The following is a 14,126-nucleotide window of genomic DNA, read 5'->3' as shown; positions in this document are numbered from 1 at the left end:
TAGTTGAAGTTCCAGCAGTGACTGAAGCTAAAGTAACTATCGTTAACTATGCTGATGATTACGGCAGCCAAACAGGTACAGGTGGAACCAATACAAAAACTGATGACAATACGCCAACTATTAAAGGTACAACAACGCTTCCATCCAGCACAGTCCATTTCTATGAGATCAACTTAGATGGTGCGTTTGTGAAATTAGGATCAATAACCGCGGATTCTTCAGGTAACTGGAGTTATACGCCGGATTGGTTAACTAACCGTGAACACAAGATTTATGCATCTAGCACTGAAATTACATCAAAAGAAGATGCACAATCTTCTATTGTGATAGATGTGGAAGGGGTAACAACACCTCCAACAGCAGTAGGAAAAGAACACGAATATTGGAGTGCAACAACCGTTGGTGATATCAATGGTAATGGCTATGACGATATCGGTATGGGATCTTGGATTGGTAATAAAGCTGATGCGATCCTAGGTGGTAAAAACTTGACGTTGGCGGGTAACAATTATATCGGTAGTGCTGTATGGCACCAAGCTGGTGTGGGTGACGTGAATGGAGATGGCTATAACGATGTATTGTTTGGGACTGCCGCAGAAACAGGTGGCATGGCTCGACTCTATACTGGTGGTCCAGTTGGTTTGATTAATACAGCTGGTATCGGTAACGGTATTCCAGCCGCTGCAGGCGATGTGAACGGCGATGGTATCGTAGATATGATCGTGATGGGAGATAAGTCTTCTACCGTTTATTATGGCAGCACTAATGGTAGCTATACTAATAAGAGTGGAAACTTGTCATTTGGTTATAACAGTGCAGGTAATGGTCTCTCTTGGGGTGCTCAACAATACGCTGCTGGCGTGGGTGACTTCAATGGTGATGGCTACAATGATGTTGTGACTACTAATGGTATTTACTTCGGTAGTGCGACTGGACTAAACAATTCAAATAAAATCAGTTTTAACCATGGTGTAACTTCTGCAAATGCAGCTGGTGATGTGAATGGTGATGGTTATGCTGATGTAGTTGTTGTTGACGGAAAATACGGTAATTCTTACGTATTATTCGGTGGTAAAAACGCAAGTACAGTTTCATTCTCAACTAGTAAAGGCAATGGATCTGTTTCTGGGGCAAATGGTGGCTTTGCTATCAGCACAACTAAAGGTTCACTCCAAACTGCAGACTATAGTAATGCAGTAGGTGTGGGCGATGTGAATGGCGATGGTTTAGCCGATGTGTTAATTACCACTTACGGTAATACTGGTAGCGGTAGTTCTGCTAAAGCTCAGTACGCTAAATATAAGACAGATTCGTATATCGTTTACGGTAAAGCTGATCCTGCAACAGTGGATCCATCAGCCTTAGGCAAAAAAGGTATTATTGTTCCTAACAATCAAGCGGATGGTTCATCTTCTGTAGGTATGGTTGATGTAAACGGTGATGGTTTGGCTGATATTTACGTAAACTCTTATAACACTTCTGGTAAATTGTTCTACGGTGGTTCAAGCTTAGGTGCTGAACCAACAGTACAAGGTTCTGGCGTGGTAAGAGGTAACGAACACAGTAACTTTATTGCCGGAAGTCAAGATAATGACACCATCTATGGTGAAGGTGGTGCGGATATCATCTACGCTGGTTCAGGTGATGACCGCATCGTATTAAATGCTGATAACTTGCGTTATTTAAGTGAAGGATTCCAAACCACTAATGCTGATAATTCAGCAATCAATGAAGGTAAAGGACGCCTTGCTCGCATTGATGGTGGTAATGGCCATAATACGCTAGCCTTTGACAGTGATGTAACCGAAGTTGATTTAACTAAAATCGACAATGCGGGTACGGGCTTTATGAAGACTGCTGTAGGTATGTCTCGTATTGCTAATATTGACCACATTGATTTAACAAACGGTGGCGCAACTAAATTAGTATTGGAAGCTAAAGATGTATTAGATATGAACCCTGGTTTGAAATCTTATACTTCTGATGCTAAACACCAATTAATGGTTAGCGGTGAGGCTGGTGATACTGTTACAATCAAAGATGTTGGTAACTGGAACCCAAATTCAACCACAACCAATGTAAACGGACACACTTACAACGTTTACACATCAACAGTTACAAACGGTGCTCAACTCTTGGTTGATACGGATGTTCATGTTGAATTTGTTTAATTTATAAACTAAGCATAAAAGCCCTCCTAGTGATAGGAGGGCTTTTTTTATTTTAGCTTTGATTGAGAATGAATTGAAATTGGGTAAGGAAAAAGGCAAAGGTCTTAACCTGTGTTTAGGTTTCAGTTGTTGGGGGGGGAGGAATTTTGCAAAGGTCTCAGGCCGTCTGAAACCTGAATCTTGGTTTCAGACGGCCTTTTTTTTAACCGCTGTTTATGGACGGTATTCCGGTTTCATGCCGTTGGGCAGGAGCTGCCATACATAGCCGGTGGTTTTCATTTTGCCGGCCACTTCGCCTGCTTCGTCGCCATAACCCCAGAAATAATCCACACGGACCGCGCCTTTAATCGCGCTGCCGGTATCTTGCGCCATAATCAGGCGGTTGAGGGCTTTTTGGGTGGTCGGGTGGGCAGTGGCGACAAACAGCGGTGCGCCAAGCGTGATGTAGTGACGGTCAATGGCACCGGCGTATTCGCCCATCAACGGCGTACCCAATGCGCCCACCGGGCCGGAATCTCCGCTGCCGGTCAGCTCGCGGAAGAAGACGTAGCTTGGGTTTTGTCCCAAAACTTCGGCAAGGCGGCCGGGGTTTTGCTTCATATAGGCCTTGATGCCCTGCATACTGGTCTGACCCAGCGACAGATAGCCTTTGTCCGCCATATAGCGGCCGATGGAAACATACGGATGCTCGTTTTTATCGGCAAATCCGACGCGGATGTATTTGCCGGACGGGGTTTTCAGACGGCCTGAACCTTGAATGTGCATAAAGAAAAGTTCGACCGGATCATCTGCATAACCCAAAATCGGCGCTTTGCCGTTAAGCGCGCCGCCGTTGATTTGGCTGCGGGTGTGGTAAGGAACAAAACGGCTGCCTTCAAAACGGCCTTTCAGCGCAGTGCTGCGTGCTGTAATCGGGAATCTGGACAAATCGGCCGTGTATGTGCCGCTGTTGTCGATGACGCCGCTGTTTGGGCCGATTTGGCGGATGCGGATGGTGGCTTTGCTGCCCCTCAAGTTTGCAGCCAACGGAACGGAAACAAAATCGTTCGGAATGCCGTAAATAGGGAAACGGGATTGGCTTGTAGGTTTGTCATCGCCGTGCAGGACCGGTTCGTAATAGCCGGTAATGGTACCGGCAGGATTGCCGCCGTTATCGACGCGCCATGCGGTGAAATAGCGCTCGAAAAAGTGCTTGGCTTGGAAATGGTGCACCGGTGTTTGCATGGCTTGGATACAAACGTCCTGCCAGCCTTGGCGGTTTTTAAGTTTTTCACAGCCTAAACGGAAAGACTGCAGGCTTTTGGTAAAGTGTTGGAGGTCCCAGTGCGGCAATTCGTTGTAGGAAACTACGGTGTAGTTTGCTCCTCCCCCGCTCACTGTCGTACCGACAGGATCGGGCGTACCGGTGGGGCGGTCGGGGCCTTTGATAACGCTGGTGTCGGTTTCGGGGAGGTTTTTAATGCTTTTGCTCGGACAGGCGGCAAGAATGGCTGCGGCAATGCTGACGAGCGTGATGCGGTACAGGTGTTTTTTCATGGAATCAATAGCGTGTCGAAAGGCCGTCTGAAAGCTATTTTTCAGACGGCCTATGTTGGAAAGTGCTGATTTTAACACAAAAAAGCGATTTATCGGCGCGGCGGCAATTGGACGACAACCGTATCGGCCAGCATATCGTAGAGCGTACGGCGGTCGCGTTTGACGGAAAAGAGCATGATGAAGTTGATGAAGGCTATAAGCAGAGAAATCAGGTTTCCACCCGTGTCACTTATTGCCAACGATACAATAGTTACCACAACACCAACAGCAAGTGCCCAAACAACTTCACGGATTAAAACCGTTCCTTCAAAACCTGGATTATTCCCGTCACTTTTTAACACCCGTATGCCCATAATTTTTTTACCTAAAGACTGACCGTCCCGGCTCATGTAATACAGTTGGACAATACCAAAAACCAAATAAACAGCCAAAGAAATAAAAAATGTTATGGCAAAATATTCAGGGGTATTAAAAAGGGAAGATTCCGAAACTAATTTTTTGCTTTCATCTAAAGTGAAAACTACCATCACAATGAATGGCAACCATATCAAAAAAGTAAACAGATTATTCAACAAATATGCCGCAATCCTCGCCCCCGGCGAAGCAATATGGACATCTACTATTTCCGTTTTAGGCAAATCCGACAAATTGATTTCGCTCATTTAATCTTCCTCTGTGCTATTTAATGAGATGCAATTTCATTGCCATCTTAACCTATTTCCCCATCATTCTAAAAAATTTCGATAAAAACCTTTACATTTTCCGCAGACGGCGTTAAAACGTTTGTTTTCCCCTTTGTTATAGTGGGTTAACAAAAGTCTGAACAAAGCGGCAGGCGATGCCGTTCCGATTTTTGTTAATGCACTATAAACTTATCCGGATTTTCTTTGTAAGGAGTAACACATGAAAGTAGGTTTCGTCGGCTGGCGCGGTATGGTCGGCTCTGTTTTGATGCAGCGTATGAAAGAAGAAAACGACTTCGCCCACATTCCCGAAGCGTTTTTCTTTACCACTTCCAACGTCGGCGGCGCTGCCCCTGATTTCGGTCAGGCAGCCAAAACATTGTTGGATGCCAACGATGTTGCCGAATTGGCAAAAATGGACATCATCGTTACCTGTCAGGGTGGCGATTACACCAAATCCGTCTTCCAACCCCTGCGCGACAGCGGCTGGAACGGCTACTGGGTTGACGCGGCATCTTCTCTGCGCATGAAAGACGATGCCATCATCGTCCTCGACCCTGTCAACCGCAACGTCATCGACAACGGCCTCAAAAACGGCGTGAAAAACTACATCGGCGGCAACTGTACCGTTTCCCTGATGTTGATGGCTTTGGGCGGCCTGTTCCAAAACGATTTGGTCGAATGGGCAACCAGCATGACCTACCAAGCCGCTTCCGGCGCGGGTGCGAAAAACATGCGCGAACTCATCAGCGGCATGGGCGCGATTCACGCTAAAGTGGCGGACGAGCTTGCCGATCCTTCCAGCGCGATTCTCGACATCGACCGCAAAGTGTCCGATTTCCTGTGCAGCGAAGACTATCCGAAAGCCAACTTCGGCGTACCGCTCGCCGGCAGCCTGATTCCGTGGATTGATGTGGACTTGGGCAACGGCCAGTCCAAAGAAGAATGGAAGGGCGGCGTAGAAACCAACAAAATCCTCGGCCGCAGCGACAATCCGACCGTAATCGACGGCTTGTGCGTACGCATCGGCTCTATGCGCTGCCACAGCCAAGCCCTCACCCTGAAGCTGAAAAAAGACCTGCCTGTTTCTGAAATCGAAGCCATCTTGGCAGGTGCAAACGATTGGGTGAAAGTCATCCCCAACGAAAAAGAAGCCAGCATTCACGAGCTGACGCCTGCCAAAGTTACCGGCACGCTGTCTGTTCCTGTCGGTCGTATCCGCAAACTGGAGATGGGCGGCAAATACATCAGCGCGTTCACTGTCGGCGACCAACTCTTGTGGGGCGCTGCCGAGCCGTTGCGCCGCGTATTGCGCATTATCTTGGGCAGCCTGTAATTTAGGTTGGCATGAAAAAAGCAACGGTTTGAACCGTTGCTTTTTTTGTTACGAAAAGGCCGTCTGAACCTTTCAGACGGCCTTGTTTCCTATTCTTTCTTACCGGCCAAACCGATTTCTTTGGTAGAGTCGCCAACTTTGATTTGCGCCTTACCGGCAATTTCTTCAGCCTGCGGGCCGAAGAGTTTCAAATCATAACGGCCGTTTTCGACACCGTTCAAACTGGTTTTACCGCTGATGGCGGCTTTGCCATTGTTATTGGCAATGCCTGCGGCAAGCAGGTCGACATTATTGTGGGAAGCCATGCTGCTGATTTTGCCGTAACCTTGTTTTTTATCGAAATCGACGGTGTATTTCAGACGGCCGCTGCGGTCGTCGCCGTTAAACGCAATACCCGAATACTGATAGCTGCCTTGTTTGGGCAAATTGCGATACGCAGTTTCATCGCCTTGGACTTCGCCGACGGTAAATGTGTATGTATCGAGGTTTTGCAGCTTGCCCGCGTCATCGGCTTTTTGTTTGGCGTAACGTGCGGCAACAGTGGAATAATTTTGTTTATACACTTGGAAGTCGCCCGTTTCCAAAGTGATGACTTGGCCGTTTACCTTGATTTTTTGGGCGTAGTCGTAAGAGGATACTTTATCGGTTTTCAAAAAGCCGGTATCGAGTTTGTCGCCTTTTTTCAGGTTTTGCGGTTTACCGTTGGCCGTCAGTTCCAACGTACCGTTTTCAGGGACGGATTCGTTCAATTCAACGGACAGCACGCCTTTCGGATGCGGATTGAGCGGCTCGGTCACGGCATTCGACAAGCCGCTTGTTGCGCCGCCGCAGGCAGCCAACATCAAAGACAGGGAAGCAGTCAAAGCAGAAACATGAAAAGTTCTCATCATTTTTTCCTTTCCTTTTTATTTGGTATGATATTCATCATATACCTAAAAAAATGAACAATAAATGATTTTTGTCAAAATTAAGTATTTTGAATATTGATTTTATAAATATTGAAACATTTTAAAAATATCGGGCATTCAGTCCTTCCCGCCTCCCTTCCGCTATAATCATTTTATTTTACAAACGGACTTCATCATGCCGAAAATCACCCTTATCGCCGCCTACGCCGCCCGCCGCTGTATCGGCATCAACAACACCATGCCTTGGCATTTGCCCGAGGATTTTGCCTTTTTCAAATCCTACACCACCGGCAAACCCGTCATTATGGGCCGCAAAACATGGGAATCTCTGCCGCGCAAACCGCTGCCCGGCCGTCAAAATATCGTCATCACCCGCCAAGATTATCAGGCCGAAGGTGCGCAAACGGCAGCTTCTTTGGAAGATGCGCTGGCTTTGTGTCAGGGGGTTGAAGAAGTCATCATCATGGGCGGCGCGCAAATTTATGCACAAGCCCTGCCGATTGCCACGGATTTGCGTTTGACCGAAGTCGGTTTGGATGTGGATGGCGATGCGTTTTTTCCTGAGTTTTCCACAGAGACATGGCAAGAAGCCTCTCGGGAAAACCATGTTTCCGCCAAAGGCATCGAATACGCGTTTGTGCATTATGTGAAGGCATAATCCGACAACGCAAAGGCCGTCTGAAACCCTGTTTTCAGGTTTCAGACGGCCTTTTTTTATCTCGTTTGTTTACGGCATGCTGTTTAAGCCGTTTTGTTTTTTAAAGGCAGCTTGATATGCGGTTTGGCCGGCTTGGGCGCTTCTTTCAGTCCAAGTTCGATTTGCTGCTCTTCGCTCAACAAATTGCTCCAGTCGCCTTTTTTATACCAGTCGCGGCCGTCCAACTCGATGGGGTGCTGAATGCGCTCGCAACCGTTGCCGCATTGCAAATCGTCTTCTTTGCAGTATTTGTCGCAACCCCAGCAGATACGCTCGGGATTTTTCGGGAAAATGGGAAATTTCTTGGCCATGATGTTCTTCTTTTGTTTGTGTGCGGTATGGGCAGAATTATAAGTGATTTGAATGGGGCTGGCGGCGGGTTTATCGTGTTTTACGCTGATTTTTTAAGATGTGTTAACCTTTCAGACGGCCTATACTGTAAAAATAATCCCTACGCGGTACAACAAAAGGACCCGATATGAACATATGCCGTCTGAAGCCTGAATTTGTCGAGCCTTTAGCCCTCGCGCTGTTTGAGGAGTGGCACGATTTTGCGCCGTGGTCGTCTCTGGACAAAATCTGTGCGTATTACGCGCAGTGCCTCGATAGGGATGATTTTCCGCTGGCATTTGCGGCTGTGGATAACGAAGGGCGGCTGATGGGTTCGGCGGCATTAAAACGGTTTGATATGGAGTGTTTTACCGAATACGAATATTGGCTGGGCGATGTGTTCGTTTTGCCGCAATTTCGCGGTTTGGGCGTAGGCAGGCAGCTGGTTTCGTTTTGTCTGGATAAAGCACGCGAACTGGGTTTGCCGCATCTGTTTCTCTATACGCCGGATGTGCAAGCCGTGTATGAAAAGTTCGGCTGGAAAGAAATCACGCAGACTTGGCACAACGGGGAAACCGTATCCGTCATGAAATTGGATTTATAGTTTGAAAAGAATAAAAGGCCGTCTGAACATTTGATTTCAGACGGCCTCTGCCTTTGAATTATCCACAACTACCCTATCCGCTTAAACGGCGGCAGACAAGCCAATAATTGTTGGCCGTAGCGTTGCGTTTTGACGCGGTTGTCGAGGATGGTCACGCGGCCGTAATCCTGTTCGGTACGGATAAGGCGGCCGACAGCTTGGATCAGTTTGATGCTGGCTTCGGGCACCGTAATTTCGATAAAAGGATTGCCGCCGCGTTGTTCAATCCAACGGTTTTGGGTTTTCTCGATGGGATTGTCCGGCATCGCAAACGGCAGCTTGGCAATAATGACTTGCACGCAGGCCGTACCGGGCAGGTCGAGGCCTTCGGCAAAACTGTCGAGGCCGAAAATAATGCTGGCTTTGCCTTCGGCAATGGCTTGATGGTGCCTTTGTAAAAGAACAGCTTTGGGTAACTCGCCCTGCACAAGCAGAAGCGGCAAGTATTCGTCAGGCAGTCGTAAGGCGACATCCTGCATTTGCTTGCGCGAGGAAAACAACACCAACGTACCGATGGCTTCAACCGGCGAAACCAGCTTCGGCAACCATTCGACAATGGCGGCCGTGTGCGCATCAGGATCTTTCGGGCTCGCATGTACGGGCGGAATATACAGCTCGCCTTGCGTATCGAAATTAAACGGGCTTTCCAAAGCAAGCGTAGTGGTTTCGGGCAGCCACAGCAGACCGGTTTGGCGCAAAATCAGGTTGAAGCTGCCGAGCGATTGCAGGGTGGCCGAAGTCAGCACCGCACCTGCCGCGCGCCGCCACAGGCTGTTGGCAAGGTGGGATGCGCTGCTGATGGGGCTGGCATTGAAAATGTAGTCGTTTTTGTCGTCGGCACGGCGGGTTATCCATTTCGCCAACGGCTCTTCGCCCTCAATGGGAACGGTGGAGAGCAAATCCCAAACCGCGCTGATTTGTTCGATACGGGCGATAAAAAGGCCGAACTCGCTGGTCAGGCGGTCGATGAGCGCGCTGTCCTGCTCTTTGTCGCGGCGCGCGGCGGAAAGCGCATCGTTCAGACCGACAACGTGTTTGAGCAGGCTGCGCGCAGCAAGGGCCGTATTGGAAACTGTGGTCTCCAGGCCTTCGGGGATTTTGCCGTCTTCCCACAGCCAAGTCGGTTCATTATGTTTCCGCCTGTCGTTTTCAGACGACCCCAGACTTAAAGACGGCTCTTCCGCCAAATGGAACTGCCATTCATGCAGGCTGTCGAGCAAGGATGTGGCAGCTTCGTCGGCAAGGTTGGCAAGTTCGGCTTTATCGGTCAGCGCGGCAATTTTGCCGGTAAGCTGCGGCAATTTTTCCAGCGTCCAAACGGCAATATTCCATGAATGTTCGGCGGCAAAGCGGCTGAGGGCTTTTTTGGGCAGGTGGTGCGCTTCGTCTATGCAATAGAAACTGTTTTCGGGCGCAGGCAGAATCACGCCGCCGCCCATACTGATGTCGGCAAGCAGAAGATCGTGGTTGGCAACGACGACATCGACGGTTTCCAAAACATCGCGTGCCAGGTAAAACGGGCATTCCGGACGGTTGGGACAGGCGGATTTCAGGCAGCCGTGGCGGTCGTTGGTAACTTTGAGCCAAATCGCGTCATCGATTTTTTCCGGCCAAGTGTCACGGTCGCCATTAAAGCGGCGGGCGGAAAATTCATCGGCAATGTCGCGCAGCAGGTTCAATTCTTCCGGCTTGGGTTTGCTGTCCCACAACACTTCCGGAGCTTCAAAACCAAGCAGGTTTTGCTGGGCGTTGTTTTGCGTCAGTTGATAGAGTTTGTAGGGGCAAAGATAACGGCCGCGCCCTTTGGCAAGCGCAAAGGTCAGCTCCAAACCGCTTTTTTCGACCAGAAACGGCAAATCGCGGTCAACCAACTGCTCCTGTAAGGCCACCGTCGCACTGCTGACGATCAGCCGTTTGCCGCGCGTTTGCGCCATGATGCCGCCTGCCAAAAGGTAGGCCAACGATTTACCCACGCCGGTCGGCCCTTCGATTACGGCAATGCTCTCGCCCTCGCGTTTGGGTGCTTCTTCGCCTTCTTCACGCGCCAACGTCCGAGAAAAAGCGTTGGCAATCGCCGCAATCATTTCCCGCTGCGAAGCGCGCGGACGGAAACCGGGCAGGTTTTTGCCGATGTTTTGGTAATGGTCGCGGATGGCGTTTTTTTCTAAATCGGTGAGCATTGAGGCCGTCTGAATGGGTTTGCAAGAATAGCGTATTTTAGCATTTTTACCTTCATGAAGCCTCCGTAAAGTCTTACTCTATTTTAGGGTTTGGCATTTTGATGGCAATGGACGAACCGCAAAGACATAGTCGGTTTTAATCAAGCAAAAGGCCGTCTGAAACTTTAGCCGCACTGATGCAGAGGCACCCACAATTTTTGCTTGTCGGATTTGTTTTTCTCGTAGCGGTTCCACGCTTTTTCGTGAAAATAAAAGACGACGGTATTGACGATGGGTTCGACCAAGGCCACCGCGCTGGAAACGCCGATACTGCCGGTCAGAATATAGGCGACACTAAATGCGACGCTGAAATGCAAAATAGCAAATGTAATGGTTTTAATCATGCTGTTTTCCTGATACATTGATGTTTTAATCGCTACATAATAATTATTATCAACTAACGCGTATATTTTAAATCCTTTATCCTAATTTAGATTTTATAAATCGATATTTTATTTTTGATAGGAATTTTATGAATCCGCTCCATATTGTCGTCCTCGACCGCGATACCCTCGTCAACCGCCCGTTTGATTTTGATTTTCCACATACATTGAGCAGCTACGGCACAACCGAAGCGCACGAAACACTGGAGCGCATCCGCGGCGCAGACATTGTAATTACCAACAAAGTCGTGATTTCCGCCCAAGCATTTGCCGAAAATCCACAACTCAAGCTGGTTGCCGTTACCGCGACAGGCGTCAACAATGTGGACGTTGAGGCTGCCAAACAAAACGGCACGGCCGTGTGCAATATCCGCGCTTACGGCAATGAATCTGTGGCGGAACACGCGTTTATGATGATGATTACCCTGATGCGCAACCTGCCTGCCTACCAGCGCGACGTTGCGGCAGGCTTATGGGAAAACTCGCCGTTTTTCTGCCATCTCGGCGCCCCGATGCGCGATTTAAACGGTAAAACGCTGGCGATTTTCGGTCGCGGCAATATCGGTAAAACGCTGGCAACTTATGCTCAGGCTTTCAAAATGAATGTCGTGTTCGCCGAACATAAAAATGCCCAAAGCGTCCGCGACGGCTATGTTTCCTTTGACGAAGCCATCCGCTCCGCCGATGTCGTGTCGCTTAATTGCCCGCTCACGCCGCAAACAGCAAACATGATAGGCGAAGCCGAATTGCAGCAAATGAAACCCGGCGCCATTCTCATCAACTGCGGTCGCGGCGGCTTGGTCGATGAAGCCGCTTTGGTTGCGGCGTTGAAATACGGCCAAATCGGCGGTGCAGGTTTTGACGTGTTGACACAAGAGCCGCCGAGCGACGGCAACCCTCTGCTGAAAGCCCGACTGCCCAACCTTATCGTCACGCCACACATTGCATGGGCAAGCCAAGAGGCCGCCAACCGCCTGTTTGACATCCTTTTAGATAACATCAACCGCTTCGTGGCCGGCAATCCGCAAAATCTGGTTTAATCTATGGAAAACCTGTTGATAAGGTTGTGAACAATTTTAAAGGCCGTCTGAAATATTCAGACGGCCTTTATTAATCCTTATTTATTTCATAAAGTTATCTATTAAATAGGTTAAATCGTTTCATTCTTCATTGTGGATAACCCTATAAAAAGCTGAAATCAGTCTTTTGGCTGAATGAGGTGGACATCGCGTTGCGGGAACGGGATGTTGATGTTGGCAGCACGCAGGTTTTCAACCACTTGCTCGTTCAGGGCGAATCGGAATGGGCCGAGATTTTCTTCTTGCGTCCACGCCCAAAGGGTAATTTCGATGGCGCTGTCGCCAAGGTTGGTAATGTATACGACGGCAGGTTGTTCTTCGGTTTGAACACACAATGGATGCTCGGTTGCCGCTCTCAATACGGCGGCTTTGGCGGCTTTCAAGTCGCAGGCGTAATCGACGCCGACAACGACTTGGGCACGGCACAGGGGCAGGGAGGAGCGGTTGGTAATGCTGTTGGTCATGACCACGCTGTTGGGCAGGACGACTTCTTCGTTGTCCGGCGTACTCAAAGAGGTCTGTACCATTTTGATTTCGCGGACGATGCCTTCAAAACCGTTGACGCGGATAAAGTCGCCGACTTTAAATGGGCGGAACAGGATAATCAGCGCACCGGCGGCGAAGTTGGACAGTTGGTCTTTCAAAGACAAAGCAACCGCTAAGCCTGCGCCACCGATCAGGGCGGTAACGGAAGTGGTCGGAATGCCGAGTTTGCCCAGTGCGGCGATGATGACGAGGATCAGCAGGCCGATATTGGCGACGTTGCCGAGGAAGCTGACCAGCGTTTTATCGACTTTGGCGCGTGTCAGCGCGGCTTTCATCAGTGTTACTAAGCGCGTGGCGATCCAGCGGCCGATAAAGAAGATGGCCAAGGCGGCCAGCAGGTTCATGCCGAAAGACATGCCGGTTTGGGCGAGTTGTTCCCAGCCGGAGAAGGAGGAGAGGACTTGAAGATCGAAATTCATAATTGTGTGTGCGTGTGAAGTTGTTTAAAAGGTCATTGTAAAACAAGGCCGTCTGAAAAACTAATGATTTGGTTTTTCAGACGGCCTTTAATCTTTTTTAAATCTTTTTCAGCTTAACGTAAAACGGTTTTGCTCCAACGGCTCACCCATTGTTTTTGTTTGGTGTTGATGTCGGCGCGGTTGGGGGAATCGCTGTGTTTCGGGGTTTGGGCAAACTCGAATACTTTGGGCAGCGGCGTGTTTTTGACTGCTGGATAGACCCACATTTCGGCAGGCAGGGCTTTTTGCACTTCACCGCTTTGCAGCCAGCTCACCAGTTTGGCCGCCAGTTCGGGTTGTTTTGCGCCTTTCAAAACGGCCGCGCCTTCAACTTGGCGGAATGTGCCGCCTTTGAGGAAGAGGTTGCCGGTGGGCGGGGTGCTGTATTTGCCTTTGGAGTAGTGGACTTCGGCCGCCGGGCTGGTGGCATAGCTGACCACGAGGGGATAGGCGCCGCCGTTTTGGGTGAAGTCGGTGTAGTAGGCTTCGCTCCAGCCTTTGGCAACTTTCACGCCGTTTTGGCGCATTTGCGCCCACCATTTGAACGCGCCTTCTTCACCCATACCGCCGATGTTGGCCAAGAGGAAGGAGAGGCCGGGCGAGGATGTGGCGGGAGACGGGGTTACCAGAAGGTTTTTATATTCCGGTTTGGTCAGGTCTTGTAGGGTTTGCGGCAGGGGCAGTTTTTTCTGTTCAAACCATTTTTTGTCGTAGTTGATGGCGACATAGGCGTAATCGACGGCCAGCGCATCGGGCAGGGAAGCGGTTACGGGCGCGGATTTGGGTTGACTGGCGGCGAGGATGCCGGCGGCTTTGGCTTTGCCGATGTTGGCGTTGTCCAAACCGTAAACTGCATCGGCAATCGGGTTGGCCTTGCTCAAAATCAGCTTGTTGAGCATTTCGTTGCCGCTGCCTGCCTTGATGACGGACACTTTGGCATCGTTGGCTTTTTCAAATTGTGCGATGACGGATGGGGGCAGGCTGAAGGATTTGTGCACGGCCAAACGCACTTCGGTTTGGGCGTACAGGTTTGCCGAAGCCAGCAACAGGGCGAGGGCGGACAATTTCAGTTTCATTCTCTTTCCTTTGTGCGGGTAAAATACGAAATATCATAACAAAATCTGCATATCAAGGCAC

Annotated in this window: 13 protein-coding genes; 5 read left to right on the top strand and 8 right to left on the bottom strand. The window is 49.5% G+C overall.

The genetic code is table 11. From position 1 onward, the window contains the following. On the top strand, window positions 1-2,171 hold a 2,171-nt coding region (locus O3682_RS10660; protein ID WP_371510043.1), incomplete at its 5' end, for an FG-GAP-like repeat-containing protein. 213 nt (window positions 2,172-2,384) lie between these two features. Here O3682_RS10660 and mltA read toward each other — a convergent pair. Beyond that, the gene (mltA, locus tag O3682_RS10655; protein WP_371510042.1) at window positions 2,385-3,707 is read right to left on the bottom strand and encodes a murein transglycosylase A; all 1,323 of its coding nucleotides are present in this window, start codon (window positions 3,705-3,707) and stop codon (window positions 2,385-2,387) included. 89 nt (window positions 3,708-3,796) lie between these two features. Further along, complete coding sequence (locus tag O3682_RS10650) at window positions 3,797-4,369, bottom strand: RDD family protein (protein WP_371510040.1); 573 nt, start codon at window positions 4,367-4,369, stop codon at window positions 3,797-3,799. 241 nt (window positions 4,370-4,610) lie between these two features. Here O3682_RS10650 and asd point away from each other — a divergent pair, with 241 nt between their 5' ends. Further along, window positions 4,611-5,726, top strand: coding sequence for an aspartate-semialdehyde dehydrogenase (gene asd / locus O3682_RS10645; RefSeq protein ID WP_371510038.1), 1,116 nt, complete (start codon window positions 4,611-4,613; stop codon window positions 5,724-5,726). An 89-nt stretch (window positions 5,727-5,815) separates the two neighbouring features. Here the strand turns inward: asd and O3682_RS10640 are convergent, their stop codons facing one another. Next, complete coding sequence (locus O3682_RS10640; RefSeq protein WP_371510044.1) at window positions 5,816-6,613, bottom strand: factor H-binding protein; 798 nt, start codon at window positions 6,611-6,613, stop codon at window positions 5,816-5,818. 196 nt (window positions 6,614-6,809) lie between these two features. Here O3682_RS10640 and O3682_RS10635 point away from each other — a divergent pair, with 196 nt between their 5' ends. Continuing rightward, window positions 6,810-7,292, top strand: coding sequence for a dihydrofolate reductase (locus O3682_RS10635; protein WP_049349171.1), 483 nt, complete (start codon window positions 6,810-6,812; stop codon window positions 7,290-7,292). An 83-nt stretch (window positions 7,293-7,375) separates the two neighbouring features. Here O3682_RS10635 and O3682_RS10630 read toward each other — a convergent pair whose 3' ends face one another. Further along, complete coding sequence (locus O3682_RS10630; protein ID WP_003686685.1) at window positions 7,376-7,642, bottom strand: DUF3079 domain-containing protein; 267 nt, start codon at window positions 7,640-7,642, stop codon at window positions 7,376-7,378. A gap of 167 nt (window positions 7,643-7,809) precedes the next feature. Between O3682_RS10630 and O3682_RS10625 the strand changes: the two genes are divergently transcribed. Then, window positions 7,810-8,265: a GNAT family N-acetyltransferase gene (locus O3682_RS10625; RefSeq protein WP_371510036.1), complete on the top strand. Its 456-nt coding sequence runs from the start codon at window positions 7,810-7,812 to the stop codon at window positions 8,263-8,265. Window positions 8,266-8,333: 68 nt separating this feature from the next. Here the strand turns inward: O3682_RS10625 and dinG are convergent, their stop codons facing one another. Together dinG and O3682_RS10615 are read right to left on the bottom strand one after the other, a co-directional pair. Further along, a complete protein-coding gene (dinG, locus tag O3682_RS10620; RefSeq protein ID WP_371510034.1) occupies window positions 8,334-10,484 on the bottom strand; it encodes an ATP-dependent DNA helicase DinG in 2,151 nt (716 codons plus the stop codon). A 164-nt stretch (window positions 10,485-10,648) separates the two neighbouring features. Further along, complete coding sequence (locus O3682_RS10615) at window positions 10,649-10,867, bottom strand: DUF2061 domain-containing protein (protein ID WP_003686746.1); 219 nt, start codon at window positions 10,865-10,867, stop codon at window positions 10,649-10,651. A 128-nt stretch (window positions 10,868-10,995) separates the two neighbouring features. Between O3682_RS10615 and O3682_RS10610 the strand changes: the two genes are divergently transcribed. Then, window positions 10,996-11,946 (top strand): D-2-hydroxyacid dehydrogenase, encoded by a 951-nt coding sequence (locus tag O3682_RS10610; RefSeq protein WP_371510031.1) that lies wholly within the window; start codon window positions 10,996-10,998, stop codon window positions 11,944-11,946. A gap of 158 nt (window positions 11,947-12,104) precedes the next feature. Here O3682_RS10610 and O3682_RS10605 read toward each other — a convergent pair whose 3' ends face one another. Then, on the bottom strand, window positions 12,105-12,950 hold the full coding sequence (locus tag O3682_RS10605) for a mechanosensitive ion channel family protein (RefSeq protein ID WP_371510029.1): 846 nt from the start codon (window positions 12,948-12,950) through the stop codon (window positions 12,105-12,107). Window positions 12,951-13,063: 113 nt separating this feature from the next. Then, complete coding sequence (locus O3682_RS10600; protein ID WP_107723940.1) at window positions 13,064-14,065, bottom strand: thiamine ABC transporter substrate-binding protein; 1,002 nt, start codon at window positions 14,063-14,065, stop codon at window positions 13,064-13,066. Window positions 14,066-14,126: the final 61 nt, after the last annotated feature.

The sequence above is a fragment of the Neisseria sp. 27098_8_112 genome (assembly GCF_041433235.1).
Taxonomy (GTDB): Bacteria; Pseudomonadota; Gammaproteobacteria; order Burkholderiales; family Neisseriaceae; genus Neisseria.
The sequence above is the reverse complement of the archived record's forward strand: the minus strand, read 5'-3'. Positions and strand labels throughout refer to the sequence as shown.